This window comes from Rhizobium sp. LjRoot98, assembly GCF_964252935.1.
Classification (GTDB): Bacteria; Pseudomonadota; Alphaproteobacteria; order Rhizobiales; family Rhizobiaceae; genus Pararhizobium.
Window position 1 is genome coordinate 326517 of sequence record NZ_CAXUPW020000003.1, and the last position, 19084, is coordinate 345600.

At 61.0% G+C, this 19084-nt stretch carries 21 protein-coding genes; 18 read left to right on the forward strand and 3 right to left on the reverse strand.

Features of this window, described 5'->3' with window-relative positions; all coding sequences use genetic code 11:
- Positions 1 to 134: 134 nt before the first annotated feature.
- From ffh to ACSQ3J_RS13450, 6 genes are all read left to right on the forward strand, one after another.
- On the forward strand, positions 135 to 1697 hold the full coding sequence (ffh, locus tag ACSQ3J_RS13425; protein WP_060502684.1) for a signal recognition particle protein: 1563 nt from the start codon (positions 135 to 137) through the stop codon (positions 1695 to 1697).
- A 13-nt stretch (positions 1698 to 1710) separates the two neighbouring features.
- Positions 1711 to 2013, forward strand: a complete 303-nt coding sequence (locus ACSQ3J_RS13430; protein ID WP_037097220.1) for a chorismate mutase — start codon at positions 1711 to 1713, stop codon at positions 2011 to 2013.
- 64 nt (positions 2014 to 2077) lie between these two features.
- Complete coding sequence (rpsP, locus tag ACSQ3J_RS13435; protein WP_060502685.1) at positions 2078 to 2440, forward strand: 30S ribosomal protein S16; 363 nt, start codon at positions 2078 to 2080, stop codon at positions 2438 to 2440.
- Positions 2441 to 2533: 93 nt separating this feature from the next.
- Positions 2534 to 3097 carry a ribosome maturation factor RimM gene (gene rimM / locus ACSQ3J_RS13440; RefSeq protein ID WP_037097225.1) on the forward strand — a complete coding sequence of 188 codons (564 nt, stop codon included), beginning with the start codon at positions 2534 to 2536 and terminating at the stop codon, positions 3095 to 3097.
- 3 nt (positions 3098 to 3100) lie between these two features.
- Positions 3101 to 3781 carry a tRNA (guanosine(37)-N1)-methyltransferase TrmD gene (trmD, locus tag ACSQ3J_RS13445; RefSeq protein ID WP_060502686.1) on the forward strand — a complete coding sequence of 227 codons (681 nt, stop codon included), beginning with the start codon at positions 3101 to 3103 and terminating at the stop codon, positions 3779 to 3781.
- 127 nt (positions 3782 to 3908) lie between these two features.
- Positions 3909 to 5810: a diguanylate cyclase gene (locus tag ACSQ3J_RS13450; RefSeq protein WP_060502687.1), complete on the forward strand. Its 1902-nt coding sequence runs from the start codon at positions 3909 to 3911 to the stop codon at positions 5808 to 5810.
- A gap of 92 nt (positions 5811 to 5902) precedes the next feature.
- Here the strand turns inward: ACSQ3J_RS13450 and ACSQ3J_RS13455 are convergent, their stop codons facing one another.
- Entirely contained in the window at positions 5903 to 7084 is a 1182-nt protein-coding gene (locus ACSQ3J_RS13455) for an MFS transporter (RefSeq protein ID WP_436039298.1), read from the reverse strand.
- 140 nt (positions 7085 to 7224) lie between these two features.
- Here ACSQ3J_RS13455 and ACSQ3J_RS13460 point away from each other — a divergent pair, with 140 nt between their 5' ends.
- The gene (locus tag ACSQ3J_RS13460; RefSeq protein WP_436039299.1) at positions 7225 to 7827 is read left to right on the forward strand and encodes a TetR/AcrR family transcriptional regulator; all 603 of its coding nucleotides are present in this window, start codon (positions 7225 to 7227) and stop codon (positions 7825 to 7827) included.
- 10 nt (positions 7828 to 7837) lie between these two features.
- Here the strand turns inward: ACSQ3J_RS13460 and ACSQ3J_RS13465 are convergent, their stop codons facing one another.
- The gene (locus tag ACSQ3J_RS13465) at positions 7838 to 8584 is read right to left on the reverse strand and encodes a sulfite exporter TauE/SafE family protein (RefSeq protein WP_060502689.1); all 747 of its coding nucleotides are present in this window, start codon (positions 8582 to 8584) and stop codon (positions 7838 to 7840) included.
- A gap of 304 nt (positions 8585 to 8888) precedes the next feature.
- Between ACSQ3J_RS13465 and rplS the strand changes: the two genes are divergently transcribed.
- The 7 genes from rplS (at position 8889) to ACSQ3J_RS13500 (ending at position 15383) form a co-directional block, all read left to right on the forward strand.
- Positions 8889 to 9431 (forward strand): 50S ribosomal protein L19, encoded by a 543-nt coding sequence (gene rplS, locus ACSQ3J_RS13470; RefSeq protein WP_037097235.1) that lies wholly within the window; start codon positions 8889 to 8891, stop codon positions 9429 to 9431.
- A gap of 91 nt (positions 9432 to 9522) precedes the next feature.
- On the forward strand, positions 9523 to 10347 hold the full coding sequence (locus ACSQ3J_RS13475; RefSeq protein WP_060502690.1) for a class I SAM-dependent methyltransferase: 825 nt from the start codon (positions 9523 to 9525) through the stop codon (positions 10345 to 10347).
- A gap of 157 nt (positions 10348 to 10504) precedes the next feature.
- Positions 10505 to 11302, forward strand: a complete 798-nt coding sequence (locus ACSQ3J_RS13480) for a transporter substrate-binding domain-containing protein (RefSeq protein ID WP_060502691.1) — start codon at positions 10505 to 10507, stop codon at positions 11300 to 11302.
- A gap of 10 nt (positions 11303 to 11312) precedes the next feature.
- Complete coding sequence (locus ACSQ3J_RS13485; RefSeq protein ID WP_060502692.1) at positions 11313 to 12128, forward strand: amino acid ABC transporter permease; 816 nt, start codon at positions 11313 to 11315, stop codon at positions 12126 to 12128.
- A 312-nt stretch (positions 12129 to 12440) separates the two neighbouring features.
- The gene (leuC, locus tag ACSQ3J_RS13490) at positions 12441 to 13850 is read left to right on the forward strand and encodes a 3-isopropylmalate dehydratase large subunit (protein ID WP_060502693.1); all 1410 of its coding nucleotides are present in this window, start codon (positions 12441 to 12443) and stop codon (positions 13848 to 13850) included.
- Positions 13851 to 13976: 126 nt separating this feature from the next.
- Positions 13977 to 14789: a class I SAM-dependent methyltransferase gene (locus ACSQ3J_RS13495; RefSeq protein WP_060502694.1), complete on the forward strand. Its 813-nt coding sequence runs from the start codon at positions 13977 to 13979 to the stop codon at positions 14787 to 14789.
- Between the two features lie 81 nt (positions 14790 to 14870).
- Positions 14871 to 15383 (forward strand): SixA phosphatase family protein, encoded by a 513-nt coding sequence (locus tag ACSQ3J_RS13500; protein ID WP_060502695.1) that lies wholly within the window; start codon positions 14871 to 14873, stop codon positions 15381 to 15383.
- Positions 15384 to 15400: 17 nt separating this feature from the next.
- Here ACSQ3J_RS13500 and ACSQ3J_RS13505 read toward each other — a convergent pair whose 3' ends face one another.
- Complete coding sequence (locus ACSQ3J_RS13505) at positions 15401 to 15952, reverse strand: L,D-transpeptidase family protein (RefSeq protein WP_060502696.1); 552 nt, start codon at positions 15950 to 15952, stop codon at positions 15401 to 15403.
- A 142-nt stretch (positions 15953 to 16094) separates the two neighbouring features.
- Here ACSQ3J_RS13505 and ACSQ3J_RS13510 point away from each other — a divergent pair, with 142 nt between their 5' ends.
- The 4 genes from ACSQ3J_RS13510 to ACSQ3J_RS13525 all read left to right on the forward strand — a co-directional run bounded on the left by ACSQ3J_RS13510 (position 16095) and on the right by ACSQ3J_RS13525 (position 19083).
- Complete coding sequence (locus tag ACSQ3J_RS13510; RefSeq protein ID WP_037097252.1) at positions 16095 to 16778, forward strand: response regulator transcription factor; 684 nt, start codon at positions 16095 to 16097, stop codon at positions 16776 to 16778.
- A 51-nt stretch (positions 16779 to 16829) separates the two neighbouring features.
- Complete coding sequence (locus ACSQ3J_RS13515; RefSeq protein WP_060502697.1) at positions 16830 to 17285, forward strand: cyclic nucleotide-binding domain-containing protein; 456 nt, start codon at positions 16830 to 16832, stop codon at positions 17283 to 17285.
- Positions 17286 to 17323: 38 nt separating this feature from the next.
- Positions 17324 to 17893, forward strand: coding sequence for a histidine phosphatase family protein (locus tag ACSQ3J_RS13520; protein ID WP_060502698.1), 570 nt, complete (start codon positions 17324 to 17326; stop codon positions 17891 to 17893).
- A gap of 167 nt (positions 17894 to 18060) precedes the next feature.
- Positions 18061 to 19083 carry an LLM class flavin-dependent oxidoreductase gene (locus ACSQ3J_RS13525; RefSeq protein WP_060502699.1) on the forward strand — a complete coding sequence of 341 codons (1023 nt, stop codon included), beginning with the start codon at positions 18061 to 18063 and terminating at the stop codon, positions 19081 to 19083.
- Position 19084 lies beyond the last annotated feature (1 nt).

The following is a 19084-nucleotide window of genomic DNA, read 5'->3' on the forward strand; positions in this document are numbered from 1 at the left end:
CGGAGATCCTGGAGGTCAACATCCGACAGCGCGATGCGCCCTCGGGTGCTTTTTGGCTTTGCGTCTTGTTTTCGTCATGGAAAAGCACAACGTTTCGGGCGAAGCAAAAGCCCTGAAACGACAAGGATGAAGCGATGTTTGAAAGTCTCCAGGACCGCCTTGGATCCATTCTGAATGGATTGACCGGCCGTGGCGCGCTGTCGGAAGCCGATGTCTCGGCTGCCCTGCGCGAGGTTCGCCGCGCGCTCCTGGAAGCCGACGTCGCACTCGAAGTTGTTCGTTCGTTTACCGACAAAGTCCGTGAAAAGGCCGTTGGCGCCGAAATCCTGAAGTCGATCAAGCCGGGCCAGATGGTCGTCAAGATCGTCCACGACGAGCTGGTCGCCATGCTCGGATCGGAAGGCGTGCCGGTCGATCTGAATGCCGCGGCCCCCGTCGTCATCATGATGGTCGGTCTGCAGGGCTCGGGTAAGACGACGACGACGGGCAAGATCGCCCTTCGCCTGAAGTCGCGTGACAAGAAGAAAGTCCTGATGGCGTCGCTCGACACGCGCCGTCCGGCAGCCCAGGAGCAGCTTCGCCAGCTCGGCGTGCAGACCGGCGTCGATACACTGCCGATCATTGCCGGCCAGTCGCCGACCGATATTGCTGCGCGCGCCGTCCAGGCTGCCAAGCTCGGCGGCCATGACATCGTCATTCTCGATACCGCCGGCCGCACGCATATCGACGAGCCGCTGATGCTGGAGATGGCGGAAATCAAGCGCCGCTCCAATCCGCATGAAATCCTGCTTGTCGCCGATGCGCTGACCGGTCAGGATGCCGTCAATCTCGCCCGCAATTTCGATGAGCGCGTCGGCATTACCGGTCTCGTGCTCACCCGTATGGACGGCGATGGCCGCGGCGGTGCAGCCCTTTCGATGCGCGCCGTCACCGGCAAGCCGATCAAGCTGATCGGCGTCGGCGAAAAGATGTCGGAGCTGGAAGAGTTCCATCCGCGACGCGTCGCCGACCGTATCCTCGGCATGGGCGACATCGTTTCGCTGGTCGAGAAGGCTGCCGAAAACATCGATGCCGAGAAGGCAGCGGCCATGGCCGCCAAGATGAAGTCCGGCAAGTTCGATCTGAACGATCTCGCTGATCAGCTTGGCCAGATGCAGAAGATGGGCGGCATGGGTGGCATCATGGGCCTGATGCCCGGCATGGCCGGCATGAAGGACAAGATGGCGTCTGCCGGTCTCGACGACCGCATGTTCGGCCGCCAGCTCGCCATCATCTCCTCGATGACCAAGGCAGAGCGCGCCAACCCGGATATTCTCAAGCATTCCCGCAAGAAGCGTATCGCGGCCGGTTCCGGCACCGATGCGGCCGAAATCAACAAGCTGCTGAAAATGCACCGCCAGATGGCCGACATGATGAAAATGATGGGCGGCAAGGGCAAGGGCGGCATGATGAAGCAGATGATGGGCGGTCTTGCCGGCAAGATGGGCCTTGGTGGCATGGGCGGCGGAATGGGCGGCATGCCCGATCTGTCGAAGATGGACCCCAAGCAGCTCGAAGCCCTGCAGAAGCAGGCGGAGGCCGCTGGCCTCGGCAAGGGCATGGGTGGCGGTGGTTTGCCCGGTCTGGGCGGCGGCATGAAGTTGCCGGGTCTCGGTGGCGGATTCCCGGGGCTTCCCGGACTGCCGAAGAAGAAGTGAGGACTGGACCGGTATGATTGATCCCGCCGTCAAACAGGAACTCTCGGGCTACCGTCAGTCGATCGACAATATCGACGCGGCGCTCGTGCACATGCTGGCCGAACGCTTCCGCTGCACCAAGGCAGTGGGCGTGCTGAAGGCCAAATACAATTTGCCGCCGGCGGATCCGGCGCGCGAGGAATACCAGATCGAACGCCTGCGCCATCTGGCGCGGGATGCCAATCTGGATCCGGATTTCGCGGAGAAGTTCTTGAACTTCATCATCCACGAAGTCATCCGGCATCATGAAGCAATCGCTGCCGATCTCAAGGATTGATCAGCTTTAACGCATACACAAAAACACCGCCCCAGGCGGTTGGATATCTCAAGGAGTACAAAACATGGCACTGAAAATTCGTCTCGCCCGTGGTGGTTCCAAGAAGCGCCCGTTCTATCAGATCGTTATCGCTGACGTGCGTTCGCCGCGCGACGGCCGTTTCCTGGAAAAGGTCGGCTCGTGGAACCCGATGCTCAAGAAGGACGACGCAAAGCGCGTTGAACTGAACATCGAGCGCATCCAGCATTGGCTGTCGAACGGCGCGCTGCCGACCGACCGCGTTCTGCGCTTCCTCAACGAAGCCGGCGTTGCTACCCGCGAAGCCCGCTCGAACCCGACCAAGGGCCTGCCAGGCAAGAAGGCTCTCGAGCGTATCGCCGAAGCCAAGCAGAAGGCTGAAGACGCAGCCGCCGCTGCTGCCGAATAAGCCACGCGTCAGCGTGTTTTTAAAGACGGGCGGCGTTTTCATGCCGCCCGTTTTCGTTTATGCGAAGGGCTTGATCTGGAGAGTGACCCGGCAATGAGCAAACTCAAAAACCCTGTCCATATGGGAACGATCGGCGGCGCTCAGGGCCTGCGCGGTGAAGTGCGCGTCAAATCCTTTGCCGAGGAACCGACCGCCATCGGCGATTATGGCCATTTGCACGCCGAGGACGGCCGTTCGTTCGAGGTATTGGAAGTGCGCGAGGCGAAGAACGTCGTCGTCGTGCGGTTTCGCGGCGTCAACGACCGCAATGCCGCCGAGGCACTGAACGGGCTGGAGCTCTATGTCGAACGCGACAACCTGCCGGACGACGATCTCGATGAAGACGAATTCTTCTACGCCGATCTGGAAGGGCTGGAAGCGCTCGATGCCGACGGCAAAAGCTATGGCACTGTCACCGGCGTGTTCGACTTTGGCGCGGGCGATCTGCTTGAGCTGAAGGGCCCCGGCAAGCGGCCGGTGCTGATCCCCTTTACCGAATGGTCGGTGCTGGAAATCGACCTGGAAGCCGGCACGATGCTGGTCGATCCGCTCGCGGCCGGTCTGACCGACGACAAGGACGAGGATCCGACCAAACAGTTCAAGCCGAAGGCGAAGTAAGACTTGCCCTTCCGCGCCACCATCCTGACGCTCTACCCGGACATGTTTCCGGGGCATCTTGGCCATTCGCTGTCCGGCAAGGCGCTGGAGCGTGGCCAATGGGCGATCGATACGCTGCAGATTCGCGATTTTGCCGAGGACAAGCACCGCACCGTCGATGACACCCCTGCCGGCGGCGGTGCCGGCATGGTGCTGCGGGCCGATATCCTGGCCAAGGCCATCGATCACGCATCCGACGGCGACGACCGCCCCCGGCTGTTGATGAGCCCGCGCGGCAAGCCCTTGACGCAGGAGCGGGTACGCGAACTGGCAGCCGGGCCCGGCGCGATCATCGTCTGCGGCCGGTTCGAAGGGGTCGATCAGCGCGTCATCGACGGACGGAAGCTCGAAGAGGTTTCGATCGGCGACTATATCCTGTCCGGCGGCGAGCCGGCGGCACTGATCCTGCTCGACGCCATCGTGCGTATCCTGCCCGGCGTCATGGGCAATGATCTCTCCGGCGTGCATGAGAGTTTTGAAGGTGGGCTGCTGGAGCATCCGCACTATACAAGGCCGCAGGTGTTCGAAGGCCAAGAAATCCCGGCGGTTCTGACATCCGGTCATCATGGCGATATCGCCAAATGGCGTGAAGCCGAAGCCAGGCGGCTAACGGCGGAAAGGCGGCCGGACCTGCTGCGGAAATAGCGTCAGTCCGATTGTCTCAGAGGTGTGGCGGGTGTCTGCCCGGTATTTGGGTATTTGCCCGGCATAAGCTTTATGTAACGTCTTGATGATATGTGTCGTCCATTCGATTAAGACGGCAACGAACGAAATGACATCAGCCTGGCAGGTATTGGTCGGCAATCTGGCTTCAGTAGCATTGCTGATCTCGCTCTGGATGCACCTGTATTACCGTTTCTACGGTCTCTCCAAAATTCAGCTGAAGCTTGGCTTCGGGGCGGTGATGGGCCTTGGAGTCGTCATCACCATGCTTTTGTCGGTCGAGTTCGACGGCGGCATCCGGTTTGACCTGAGAAGCTCGTTGCTGGCGATTTCGGCAATGTTCGGTGGGCCGCTGGCGATCGCCATCACGGCACCAATGGCGATGGCATTTCGGCTGGTCATGGGCGGTGCCGGCGCAATCAACGGCGTCATCGGTATTACCATCGTATCGGCAGTCTTTCTCGCTGCGCATTTCGCCCTGGGAAAACACGCGTCGAAGCCAAAAGGCGTTGCGGCAACCGTTTTCATCCTGCCGGTCACGTCGAGCATCCTGATCTTTGTGTTTTCAAAACCTGATACACCGTTGATCATGTACCAGATGAGCCTGATCACGGCCTCCCTGAACATGGTGGCGGCAGCCATATCCGGCACGGTCATGACCTATGTCCACCGGTCGACGCTCGAGCGGGATCTGCTGCGCGCGGCACTGACTCAGGCGCCGGACTTTCACTATGTCAAAAATCCCCGCAGCCGATTCGTCATGACCAATCTGAATGTCGCCCATCAACACGGCCGCCAGAAACCGTCGGACATGGTCGGTTTGTCGGATTTTGATCTGGCGCCGCCGGAGCGGGCCCAGCGCCTGTTCGAGGCCGAACAGCAGATCATGGGTTCGGGTGAGCCGCTGATTGATCATGAAGAGGCGCTCGACGACGAAACGGGCGCGACGCGCTGGTTTTCAACGACGAAAGTGGTGCTGAAGAACCGGCATGGCGACACGGTTGGCTTGGCTGGCGTGACGCGGGACATCACCCAGCACAAGCGTCTTGAGCGCGAATTGCTCGACAGCCGGAACCTCCTGTCTCAGGCAATGGCCGAAATGTCGGACGGGCTGGCGATGTTTGACCGCCATGGTTACCTGCTGTTCTGCAACGAGAGATACCGGACGGCATTCCCGCTCTCGGCCTATGCCCGGCAACCCGGGGCTCATATTACCGACATCATGCGCGCATCCGCCCGCAATGGCGAACGCAAGGATATAGCGAAGGATGTCAGTGAAGTCTGGATCCAGAATACCGCCAAGGGCCTGCATTTTACCCGCGACACCGAAATCCCGTTGTCCGACAATCGCTGGCTCAGCCTGCGGACGCGCCTGACGCAGGATGGCTCGGCCCTGGTAGTCGTGTCCGATATTACGGCGATGAAACATGCCGAATTGTCACTGCGGCAGCTTGCCGAGCAGATGCGGGATCTGGCCGAGACCGATGGACTGACCGGTCTGGCAAACCGCCGCGTTTTCGATGAAGCACTGGCGGCGGAATGCGCCAATGCGCAGCGGACGGTAGCACCGCTCAGCCTGCTGATGATCGATGTCGATCGCTTCAAGTCCTACAATGATACCTATGGCCATCCGGCGGGCGATGCCTGCCTGAAGCATGTGAGCGCATGTCTGAATGCGATTGCCAATCGCCCGGGTGATCTGGTCGCGCGCTACGGTGGGGAAGAGTTTGCCATTGTGCTTCCGGCGACGGACCGGGCGGTAGCACTCGATCTTGCCGAGGCATTTCGGGCTGCCTTGCAGCAGCGGGCGCTTGTCCATGCCGGCAGCGAATTCAATGTTGTCACCGCAAGCATCGGAGTTTCGACCTTCGACGCCGGTACGCTTGTGACGTCGGCTGAAGACCTGGTCGAAAGGGCGGATGAAGCGCTATATCAGGCCAAGAAAATGGGGCGAAACCGGGTGGAGGCCAGCGGTTTCGAGGCACGGCCGGAGCGCCTCACGCGGACCTAGAGTTTATCCGGGCCTGCCTTCCGGCGAGCACTTCTTGTCCTCATCATGACCACCATGGCGCACCAATCGGCGCGCCATGGTCTTTTGCCGGATTATTCGGCGGCCTGGGCCAACGCATCACCGGCTGCTTGCGGCCTGCCACCTGCAAGGATTTTCTGGCCCAGGGCGATGATGATGACCACCGCTACGCCGGCCGCGACCGAGAGCCAAAAGCCATTTTGCGCGCCGAACATATCAACAACCAGGCCGGCCAGAAATGCGCCAAGCGCCATGCCGATGCCAATGCCGGTCATGACCCAGGTGATGCCTTCCGTCAGCATCGATTCCGGCACCCGGCGTTCGATCAGGCCAAAGGCGGTGATGAACGTGGGCGAGATGGCGATGCCGCTGACGAAGACCGCAAGGGCTAGAAGTGGTATTGTATCGGCGATCAGCAGCTGCCTGTGCAACGGCGTGCGCAGCTTGAGGGCGCCGAGGATGAGGCCAACCACGAACGAGCCGATCGCATAGACGCCGATGACGAAGCTGGCGGCGCCCGGCTGGCCAAGCTCCCTGGTCATGGCGACGGTGGTGACCTCGGCCGTTGCGAACATCGAACCGACGAAGATCAGCGCCAGCGTGATGATCTGCACGGAGCGCAGGCGAATGGCCGATGTCTGCGCCACTCCTGTCTCGACCGGGCGGACCGCCGGTTCGGTCGATCGCTGCAGGACAAAGGCGGTGGTGCCCAAGGCAAGGAAGAACGTTGAGATCAGCATGCCGGCCTCGGGAAACAACGAGACGGCCAAACCAACCGATACGGAGGCGCCGGCGATATAGACCAATTCGTCTGCGGCGGATTCAAAGGCAAACGCGGTATTCAACTCCGGGCGGCCACGAAAGATTTCCGTCCAGCGTGCCCGCAGCATGGCCGGCATGCTGGGCATGGCGGCGGCGAGAAAGGCCGAGGCGAACAGGGTCCATTCCGGCCAGTCCTGATTGGCCGACAGGATGAGGAGGGCAAAGGCGACGACCGAGACGATGGTGCTCGGCACGATGATGGCGCTTTGCCCGAACCGGTCGACCAGACGCGAGATTTGCGGGGCTGCCAGTGCATTGGTCAGCGCAAAGGTCGCCGAAACTGCACCGGCGACCCAATAGTCACCACGTGTCTGCGACAGCATGGCGACGATGCCGATCGGTGCCATGGCAAGCGGCAAGCGGGCGAGGAAGCCGGCCGCGGAAAACCCCTTGGCCCCCGGCACGCTGAATATTTCCTTGTATGGGTTGGACATCGGAGGCTCCTAAAATTGTCCGGTCAGGCCACCTACATACGTGGCGTATGTCTTAACGTGGTTGCATACATGGCGTATGTCAATTAAAATACGGACGTATGTAAAAATAAATACGCTGCGTATGTGAAGCAGGAGCCCGTATGGTCAGGATCATTAAGCCTCGCCCGGAAATGATTGCCGAAACGCGTGCCAAGCTGCTTGCGGCGGGCCGCCATGCCTTCGGCACCGTCGGATATGCGGAAGCCTCGATGGATGATTTCACGGCGGCGGCGGGCCTGACGCGCGGCGCGCTCTATCATCATTTCGGTGACAAGAAGGGCCTGTTGCAGGCGGTCATCCGGGAAATCGATGCGGAAATGACGGAGCACTTGCACAGGGTCTCAGCCGCCGCCCCGACACGCTGGCAGGGATTTGTCGAAGAATGTTCGGCCTATATCGAGATGGCGCTGGAACCGGAAATCCAGCGCATCATGTTCCGCGACGGCCCGGCCGTGCTCGGCGACATCTCGCAATGGCCGACGACCAACGGCTGCATCGCGGCCCTGAGCCAAAGTCTGAGTCAGCTGAAACAGGACGGCGAGATCATTGATGTCGACGAGGAAGTGACCGCGCGGCTGATCAACGGCGCCAGTATCAACGCCGCCCTGTGGATCGCCAATTCCGGGGATCCACAAGAGACCTCAAGGCGGGCGGTGCAGGGATTTCGCACCTTGCTCGAAGGCTTGCGGTTGAAGCAGGCGTGACGGCGCCGTCTCAACCCGTGACGAAATAATAGACTGCCAGCAGCAGGCCGACGGCGACCACGAGGCCACGGATCAGCGCCTGCGGCACGCGGCGGGCGAGCCAGACACCGGCATAGCCACCGAGCGCGCCGCCGGGGATCATCACGGCGGCATGCAGCCAACCGACGACGTTGCCGCCGGCAAAGACGACGATGGCGACGGCGGCGATGACCATGGCCAGGAAGTTCTTCAGCGCGTTCAGCCGGTGATAGTCGCCGCCCTTCGACAGGCCGAGCACGGCCAGCATCATGATGCCCATGCCGGCGCCGAAGAAGCCGCCATAGATGGCGGTGGCCAGTTGGCTGAGCAATCCCACCGGCCCGATCGGCGCGCCGTCCACTGCCGACTTCGGCCGCAGCAGCGGGCCGGCGGCAAAGATCGCCGTCGCTGCAATCAACAGCCAAGGGACCAGCGCCCGGAACGAGGGATTGGATAGCGATAGCAGGATCAGCGCGCCACCCAGGCCACCGATCAGCGACAGGACGCCCAGAATGGCGGCCTCGCGGCGGTCCGCCCAGATTTCCTTGGAATAGGCCATGGCCGACGTGACATAGCCCGGAAACTGGACGATGGAGGACGTGGCATTGGCGACGATCGGCGGCAGGCCAGCCAGCGTCATGGCGCCGAAGGTCAGAAAGGTGCCGCCGCCAGCCACCGCGTTGACGGCACTCGACAGGAACCCTGCGACAAACAGCAGAATGGCAGTGGATATGGACATGACGCTCCTCCAGCGATAGAATCCGGCATAGCCTGCAGGGTCACTGGCGGCAAGACGCGGAAATCATCTTCCGCCAGCTTGTGGCATGGAGAATTTTTGCCGCCCGGGGATGACAAACGCTGTGCTTTGGTGTATTCGCCCGACCGGTTCGGGAGAAATCCCGTCAGCCGAAAACAAAGAATGGTGAATTCGCTCCTGTTTCTCCCCGAGAAACAAAACCTTGAGGCGCCTCATCCGAGGTCAGGTCCAACGGGTTCGATCGAGCGCTCTGGCTGTTGCAGAAGAACTTGAGAAGGTTAGACCCATGAACATCATCCAGCAGCTGGAAGCCGAACAGGCCGCCAAGATTGCCGCCAAGCGCACGCTTCCGGAATTTTCGGCAGGCGACACCGTCCGCGTCAACGTTCGCGTGACAGAAGGCACCCGTACCCGTATCCAGGCCTATGAAGGCGTTTGCATTGCCCGTTCCGGCGGTGGCATCAACGAAAGCTTCACGGTCCGCAAGATTTCCTACGGCGAAGGCGTCGAGCGCGTATTCCCGGTTTACTCGCCGCTCGTCGAGGGTGTCGAGATCGTTCGCCGCGGTAAGGTCCGTCGCGCCAAGCTCTACTACCTGCGCGATCGCCGCGGTAAGTCGGCTCGTATCGTTGAAGATACCGGCACCCGCGCCCGCAAGCTGAACGACGCCGAGCGCGCAGCCGTTGCCGAAGAAAAGGCACGTCTGGAAGCTGAAAAGGTCGCAGCAGCACAGGCTCTGGCCGCCGAAAAGGCAGCAGCCGAAGCCGCAGCAGCCAAGGCCGCTGAAGAAGCAGCCGCTGCAGCAGCAGCCGAGCCGGCAGCAGAATAAGTTTCAATCCATCGGGATTGTTTGGAAAAGGCGGTCTTCGGGCCGCCTTTTTCTGTTTGATAGCAGGGGAATTCTCTGGGGGGAGAATGGAATGAGCGACTATATCGAAACCAACCGGCTGAACTGGGACGACCGGGCGGGGCTGCACGCGACGGACACGACAGGCCGCTACCGGATCGACCGGGTGATTTCAGGCGGCTCTTCCTTGCATGCGCTGGAAGCAAGCGAGATCGGCGACATCGCTGGTAAGGACATTGTCCACCTGCAATGCCATATCGGGCTGGATACGCTGAGCCTCAAGCATCTGGGCGCGGGCTCGGTTACCGGGCTTGATTTTTCACCGGTGGCCATCGCCGCCGCGCGAGATTTTGCAAAAAGGGCCGGGACGGAGGCGATTTTTGTCGAGGCCTCGGTCTATGATGCGGCGGCGGCGCTGGAACACCGAACCTACGACATCGTCTTCGTCACCTGGGGCGCCATTCACTGGCTGCCGGATATCTTTCAATGGGCCAAAGTCGTCGCCAGCCTGTTGCGGCCGGGTGGCCGTCTCTACCTGCTCGACGGGCATCCGCAGATGTACCAATACGAAGGCGCGGAGGATGGCCGGTTGTCGCTGACCTATAGCTGGCGCACGCCTGCCGAACAGCCGCTGCTGTTTGAAGAAACCCACACCTATACCGGTGATGAACGGCCGCTAACCCATCAGCGCATGTATGAATGGCTGCACCCGGTCAGCGATACAGTCAATGCGCTCCTCCAGGCCGGGCTGGCGCTCGATTTCTTCAACGAGCACGAAATCCTCGTCTGGCGGCATTATCCGGGCATGGTGGAGATCGGCGAAGACCAGTTCGAGCAGGTACCGGGACTACCGCGTATTCCGCTGTCGTTTTCGATCGGCGCGACAAAAGTTCGCTGAGTTTATGGAGTAGACGGGGTATCCGGTAGGATTTTTCGTAAATTCAACCGGATAGGCCGGGCCTTTCCAATTTTTGCTGGCGGAGGCGAAGCCGTGGCCCTTGCCAGCCCGCTGGCTTCTGTGACACGTTCCGGTCGCCACAATTCAGGAGCCACCCATGTTTTCCCGCCGCATCCTTCTCGCCGGCCTGACCGCCCTTGTTCTTGCGCCCTTCACCGCTGCCGCTGCCGATCTGCCGGATCTGGCAGGGCGCACCGTTATTGTGGTGACCGAGAATGCCTATCCACCGGTCCAGTTCGTCGATCCGAAGAGCGGTAAGGCGATCGGCTGGGAATATGACGCGATGGAAGAAATCGCCAAACGGGTGAATTTCAAGATCGAGTATCAGAACACCAGCTGGGATGCGATGATTCAGGCGGTGTCCGACGGCCAGTACGATATCGGCATGACCGGCATCACCATCAAGGACGAGCGCAAGGCCAAGGTGGATTTCTCCGATCCCTATATGCGCTCGCAGCAGTTCATGCTGGTGCGTGGCGACGAGGCTCGTTTCACCGATGCCAAGACGTTTGGCGCCTTTACTGACGGCCTGATTGGCGCGCAGATCGGTACATCGCCGTTTTATACGGCAGTCTATGAAATACTGGATGGCAACGAACAGAACCCACGCATAAAGCTATTCGAGACATTTGGCGCGACGGTGCAGGCCTTGAAGGCTGGCGATGTCGATACGGTGCTGACCGATAGCGTCGCGGCCCAGGGCTATGTCGATTCCTCGGCGGGTGGCCTGAAGGTCGTCGGCGGGCCGCTTGGCACCGAGGATTTCGGCTTCATCTTCAAGAAGGGCTCGGATCTTGTTGCCCCCGTCAATGCCGCCATCGCAGCGCTGAAGGCGGATGGCACGCTCGACAAGCTGAACCAGAAATGGTTCGTCGATTACAAGATGGGCGAATGATCCCCGCCCGATGACGCCTGCGCACGACAATTCAGAGAAGGGCGACTATCCTTGGTGGCTGGTCGCCCTTGCCGTGATCGCCGTGGCGCTGGCCGTGGTGATCATCTCCAGTGGCGTTTACCGCCAGGTCTTCACCATCGTATCAGCCGGGATCGGCATCACCATTTTCGTCACTCTGGTCGGCTTCTTCTTTGCGACGGTGCTGGGGCTCGGCATCGCGCTGATGGCGCTGTCAGACCGGGCAGCGCTGCGCCAGATCGCCCGGTTCTATACCGAGGTGATCCGCGGCATCCCGATCCTTGTTCTTCTCTTCTACATTGCCTTTGCCGGCGCACCGGCGCTGGTGGTGGCGATCAACTTCGTCCTGTCGCCGCTGATTTCGGCAGAGGTTATGCAGCCGATGGTGGTGCGCGACCTGTCCTTGATGTGGCGGGCGATCATTGCGCTCTCGATCGGCTATTCCGCCTTCATCGCCGAGGTTTTTCGCGCCGGTATCCTGTCGGTCGACAAGGGCCAGATCGAGGCCGCCAAGGCGCTTGGCCTGTCGCGCTATCAACGCTTCCGGCTCGTCGTGTTCCCGCAAGCAATCCGCGTCATCCTGCCGCCGCTCGGCAACGACTTCGTGGCGATGGTGAAGGACTCATCCCTCGTGTCGGTGCTCGGCGTCGCCGATATCACCCAGGCGGGCAAGATCTATGCGTCGGGTTCGTTCCGATTCTTCGAGACCTATTCGATCGTCGCCTATATCTACCTGATCCTGACGGTCGGGCTATCGCTGGCGCTGCGGCGGCTGGAGCAGAAGATGCGGCAGGGGCAGAGGGGGTAAGCAATCGCTGTTTCCCCTTCTCCCCGAGGGGAGAAGGGGGAGAGCGCGACACCCATCTCGCCAATTGCCGAGCCTTCACAAAACTGCTATATCCGCCTCCATGGAATCCAAATTCGGATGTTACGAGCAGAAAATTGTCGTGCTGCAGGACCACAAGCGTCTGCCGGCACGGTTTTTTGCGTGCGTTTGCGGCGCCCTTAGCAGCCGACTTATTTGACCGCTGGGGCTTGACCCCGGCCGGGTGGCCGGCGCCTTTTGCCGGAACTTTCCTTCTTCACAATGCCCGAACTTCTTCACAATGGATGCACAGCCATGAGCGCACCGCGTACCCTCTACGACAAGATCTGGGACGACCATCTGGTCGATCAACAGGATGACGGAACCTGTCTTCTCTATATCGATCGCCATCTCGTTCACGAAGTGACGAGCCCGCAGGCGTTCGAAGGCCTTCGCATGACGAACCGTCAGGTGCGGGCTCCGCAGAAGACCTTGGCCGTCGTCGACCACAACGTGCCGACCTCGCCGGATCGCCATCTCGGCATCAAGAACGAGGAAAGCCGCATTCAGGTCGAGGCGCTGGCTCAGAACGCCGCCGATTTCGGCGTCGAATATTATTCGGCCAGTGATATCCGCCAGGGCATCGTGCATATCGTCGGCCCCGAACAGGGCTTTACCCTGCCTGGCATGACCATCGTCTGCGGCGATAGCCACACCTCGACGCATGGCGCGTTCGGCGCGTTGGCGCACGGCATAGGCACGTCCGAGGTCGAGCATGTGCTCGCCACCCAGACGCTGATCCAGAAGAAGGCCAAGAACATGCTGGTGCGTGTCGATGGCAAGCTGCCGGAACACGTTACCGCCAAGGACATCATCCTCGCCATCATCGGTGAAATCGGCACCGCCGGCGGCACCGGCAGCGTCATCGAATTCGCCGGCGAAGCCATCCGCGACCTGTCGATGGAAGGCCGCATGACCGTCTGCAACATGACGATCGAAGGCGGCGCTCGCGCCGGCCTGATCGCGCCGGACGAAAAGACCTTCGAATATATCAAGGGCAAGCCGCGTGCGCCAAAGGGCGAAGACCTCGAAAAGGCGATTGCCTACTGGAAGACGCTGCAGACGGACGAAGGTGCGCATTACGACCGCGTTGTCGTGCTGAATGCCGCCGACCTGCCGCCAATCGTTTCCTGGGGCTCGTCGCCGGAAGACGTCATCTCGGTTCAGGGCATCGTGCCGAACCCGGACGACATCACCGACGAAAACAAGCGTACCTCCAAGTGGCGTGCGCTTGATTACATGGGCCTGAAGCCGGGCACGAAGATCACCGATATCAATATCGACCGCGTCTTCATCGGCTCCTGCACCAACGGCCGTATCGAGGACCTGCGTGAAGTCGCCAAGGTTGTCGAAGGCCGCACCGTGGCCTCGACTGTTTCAGCGATGATCGTGCCGGGCTCCGGCCTCGTCAAGGAACAGGCGGAAGCCGAAGGCCTCGACAAGATCTTCAAGGCAGCCGGTTTCGACTGGCGCGAACCGGGTTGCTCGATGTGTCTTGCGATGAACGATGACCGCCTGAAGCCGGGCGAACGTTGCGCCTCGACCTCGAACCGCAACTTCGAAGGCCGCCAGGGCTTCAAGGGCCGCACCCATCTGGTGTCGCCGGCGATGGCCGCTGCTGCCGCGGTTTCCGGACACTTCGTCGACATTCGCGACTGGAAGTAAGTTTGGGTTTATCTCCCGGCGTTCTTACGCCGGGGGCCAGAACCAACGAAGGCGGAAGCGGTGCTTCCGCCTTTTTGTTTGGGGGTGTATGCTGGGAGAGTGGCCTCACGGTTTGGGAGTCTCCTCATGACTGGCGCGGACAAGGTCTTTGCCGGGGGCATGCCGGCGATCTACGAAAAGCTTTTTGTGCCGATGATCTTCGAACCTTATGCGCAGGAGATGGCGGGGCGTGTTGCCATGTCTCAACCGCGCGACGTGCTCGAAATCGCCGCTGGAACTGGTGTTTTGACACGCGCCATGGCGGCCCGGCTCGGGCGTGACGTGCTGATCGTCGCCACGGATCTCAACCAGCCGATGCTTGATCTGGCAATCGCCGGTCAGGGTGCGGATGACCGCGTGACCTGGAAGCAGGCTGATGGTCTGGCGTTGCCGTTCGGCAATCAGGGTTTTGATGCCGTGGTGTGCCAATTCGGCGTGATGTTCTTTCCAGACAGGATCGCAGGCTACCGCGAAGCCCGGCGCGTTTTGAGGCCTGCCGGGCGCTATCTCTTCAGTGTCTGGGATGTCATCCAGAGCAATGCATTCGTCCTGAATGTCACGCAAACCCTGCGCGATCTGTTTCCGGACGATCCGCCGCGTTTCATGGAGCGGACACCGCATGGATATCACGACATTCCCGCGATCACTGCGGATGTGCGGGCGGCCGGGTTCTCGTCGGTACAGATCGAGACGGTTGACTGTGTCAGCCATGCCCGGTCGGCGCTCGATGCGGCGACGGCCTATTGTCAGGGCAACCCGCTGGCTGTCGAGATCGAGGCGCGTGCGCCCGGAAAGCTGCAGGATGTGACCGAAACCGTTGCCGCAGGGCTGAGGCGGCAGTTTGGCGACGGAGCTATCGAAGGCCCTATCCGCGCGCATATCGTCACGGCAATGCCTTAATCAGCTGACGGACTTCGGGCACCATCCGGTTCGGCACACCGCGAACGGTGCCAGGCGTTGCCGCAACAAGGAAAGTTCCAAATGACGTGCCGCCTGCTTCTTTTCCGCCATGCGAAGTCTGCCCGTCCCGAAGGCGTGGACGACTACGACCGGCCGCTGGCGGAGCGTGGCCGCAAGGACGCTGCGTTCATGGGCGGCCTGATGGCGCGAGAAGGCCTGGTTCCAGATCTCGCGCTTGTTTCTCCCGCCCTGCGCACGCGTGAAACCTGGGGTTTGGCGCGGCGGGCCTTTGCTGCTGGTATCCCTGAGCGCTTCGACACCTCCCTTTACGACAGCACGCCGGAGCGTCTGGTGAACGCGCTCCGCGCGGCGGGAACCGAAGCGAAAGTGATCGTTCTCGTCGGCCACAATCCGGAGATCGAGGAAACGGCGGCGCTGCTCTGTGGCGATGGAGAGGTAGATGCCATGGCGCGGCTCGGCGCTAAATTTCCGACAGCAGCGCTTGCCGTCATTGATTTCCCGGTGGCGAGCTGGGCGGATATTACGCCGGAAAACGGTTACCTCGAGCGGTTCGTCACGCCCCAGCCGGCGTGACGTTTTCTGCCAAGCCCTTATCGCGTCACTCGCACCACAGTCCCGCGCCGCATGAACCGCAGCAGCCGTTTCATCGCTGGCAGGCTCACCGCGACGCAACCTTCTGTCGGCGTGTAACCCGGCTTGGCGAGGTGGAAGAAGATGGCCGAGCCGCCATAGCGTTTGCGGCTCATCACGTTCCAGTCCATCACCAGGCAGACATCGTAGAGGTTGTCATCGCGGCGCATCTTTTCATGACTCGGCTTGAACGGCGCGTCCACGGGCCGGTTGTAGAGGGCATGGCGGGGCTCGTCGCACCACAGCAGATTTTTGGGCGTGAAGCGCAGTGGCAGGGCTGTTGGCGGTTTGGTGATGCGGTCGTGGCGGACATAGCCGCCGATAAGGGGCATGGCGGCGATCGGGGTGGCGCCGTCACCTTCGCGCTTGCGCGCGGTGATACCACTGCGGCCGATGGCGGCCTCCTCGGTGCGTCCGGCGAAAGTGACGAGGGCTCTGGTGCGATTTCCGGGTTTGGGTCTGACGGTGATGGTGCGGGCGCAATTTGCGGCCTTGCGGGGTTTTCGTCGCATTTTACTCACAGTTTTTTGCGTTGTCCGTGATCTGAAACATAACCATAGCACTACACAATATGTAACAAACGGGTGAAAGCTCCCGCTGCTTGTCAAAAGCATCGATTGGGTTAGTTTCAACCGGAAGCAAGGAGGGATACGAATGTCGGCCCGCACCATTCTTCTCGTCGATGACGACAACGACCTGCGTGAAACACTGGTGGAGCAACTTGCCCTCTATGAGGAATTCACCATCCTGCAGGAATCGACGGCTGCCAAGGGCATCAACACCGCCCGCAACAATCAGATCGCCCTTCTGGTGATGGATGTCGGCTTGCCGGACATGGACGGCCGCGAGGCAGTCAAGCTCCTGCGCAAGGGCGGCTTCAAGCCGCCTATCATCATGCTGACGGGGCATGATACCGACAGCGATACGATCCTTGGCCTTGAGGCAGGCGCCAACGACTATGTCACCAAGCCGTTCCGCTTCGCTGTGCTTCTCGCCCGCATCCGGGCACAGTTGCGCCAGCACGAACAGAGCGAGGACGCGACGTTCACCGTCGGTCCCTATACGTTCAAGCCGGGCCAGAAGCTTTTGACGCTGGAGAACGGCCAGAAGATCCGGCTCACCGAAAAGGAAGCGGCGATCATCCGCTATCTCTATCGCGCCGACCAGAAGGTCGTCACCCGCGACGTGCTTCTGGAAGAAGTCTGGGGCTACAATTCCGGCGTTACCACCCATACGCTGGAGACCCATGTCTACCGGCTGCGCCAGAAAATCGAGCGCGACCCTTCCAATGCGGAGATTTTGGTGACAGAGAATGGCGGCTACAAGATAGTTCCCTAACGACATGGGGCGTGGTCCCATCTGGTGTCATGCCCGCTCAGAGGTATCCCTTTGTCGCTGAACGACGATATCACCCTTCTGTCCCTCGTGCCGCTGTTTGCGGATATCGATGACGACAAGTTGCGGCTGATCGCATTCGGTGCCGAGCGGCGCCGGTTGAACAGGGGCCAGCAGCTGTTTCGCGAGGGCGCGCCGGCCGATTGCGCCTTTGCCATTGCCAGTGGTTCCGTCACGCTGACACGCAATCTGGTCGATGGCAGCGTCGAGGTGGTGGATACAGTCGGGCGTGGCACGCTTCTCTCCGAGCTGGCGATGATCTCGTTCGTCGAGCGCAAGTTTACTGCAACCGCCGAGGAAGATAGCGAAGTCATCCGCATCAACCGGCCGCTGTTCCGCCGCATGCTCGAGGAATATCCGGAAGTCGCCGTTGTTGTCGAAGGCCGGATCAAGGCTAACCTGCAGGCGATGATCGACGCCATGCAGAGGCTGGCGCCGAAATTCGGGTAGAGCTCGGCGGTGATCACTCGTCGCGAAAGATATCCCGCATGATCTACCTTCTCCGCCATGGGGAAACCGTCTGGAATACGCTTGGGCGTTTCCAGGGGCAGAAGGATTCGCCGCTGACGCCGCGCGGCATTCTTCAGGCGGATCGGGTAGCTGCGCGGCTGGCGCAGGAAATCGGCGCGAATGGCATTACATTTGAGTTTTACGTCAGCCCGCTTGGCCGCGCGCAGGAGACGGCCGCGCGCATCATGCTGACGGTTTCGTTTCCTGCCCGGGAGGACGCCCGCCTGATGGAGGTGACCACCGGTTGCTGGGACGGCATGACGCTATACGAGATCGACGTCGAATATCCGGGCGTGCTTGAGGGAGCGGATGCGTTCGACTGGTACTTCCGTTCTCCGGATGGCGAGACATTCGACAGTGCCTGTGCACGCGTCGACAGCTGGCTCTCTGGAATATCCACGCCGGTGATCGCCGTTTCACACGGGCTCACCGGGCGATTGATCAGGGGCGTCTACCTCGGGCTGTCCCGCCGTGAAATGCTGGAACTGCCGGTGCCGCAGGATGGATTTTACTGCCTGGAGCATGGGCAGGTGACGTTGATCGAATAGCAAGACCGGAAAAAGACCGGCGCTTGTGCCAGGACCAGATCGCCGTTTCTTTTTGAAGACAGTGTGTTTCCAAGACAGGAGGTCTGCGGTTGATCTACGCTCTTTCCTGTGATGCGCTTCTTCCCCATCTATGCTGCAACACATCGCCATCATCGGGATAGAAAACAATGAAAAAAATCGGCTTTCTTTCGTTCGGACATTGGAGCCCCTCGCCGCAATCGGGAACCCGCTCGGCTGGGGATGCGCTTTTGCAATCGATCGACCTGGCGGTTGCCGCCGAAGAACTCGGTGCCGACGGCGCCTATTTCCGCGTCCATCATTTTGCCCGTCAGCTCGCCTCGCCCTTTCCGCTTCTTGCCGCTATTGGCGCAAGGACGAAGAAGATCGAGATTGGTACTGCCGTCATCGACATGCGCTACGAAAATCCGCTCTATATGGCCGAGGATGCCGGAAGCGCCGACCTGATCTCGAACGGACGCCTGCAGCTCGGCATCAGCCGCGGCTCGCCGGAACAGGTGATCGACGGCTGGCGTTATTTCGGCCTTGAACCGGAAGAAGGCGCAACAGATGCGGACATGGCCCGCAAGCACACGGAAGTGTTTCTCGAAGTGCTGAAGGGTCAGGGCTTCGCCCAGCCGAACCCGCGTCCGATGTTTCCCAATCCGCCCGGCCTGCTGCGGCTCGAGCCGCATTCGGAGGGCTTGCGCGAGCGTATCTGGTGGGGCGCCAGCTCCAACGCCACCGCCATCTGGGCGGCCAAGCTCGGCATGAACCTGCAGAGTTCGACGCTGAAGAACGACGAAACCGGCGAGCCTTTCCATGTCCAGCAGGCGGCGCAGATCCGGCTCTACCGCGAGGCCTGGAAGGACGCTGGCCATACGCGCACGCCGCGCGTGTCGGTCAGCCGCAGCATCTTTGCGCTGGTCGATGATCGCGACCGGGCCTATTTCGGTGGCGGCAGCAAGGAAAGCGATTCAATTGGCTATATCGACGACCAGACGCGGGCGATCTTTGGCCGATCCTATGCGGCTGAACCTGATGCCCTCATTCGGCAGCTGGCTGAAGACGAGGCGATCGCCGAGGCCGATACCCTGCTTCTGACCGTTCCGAACCAGCTGGGCGTCGACTACAACGCCCATGTCATCGAATCGGTTCTGAAGCATGTGGCGCCGGCACTCGGCTGGCGATGAA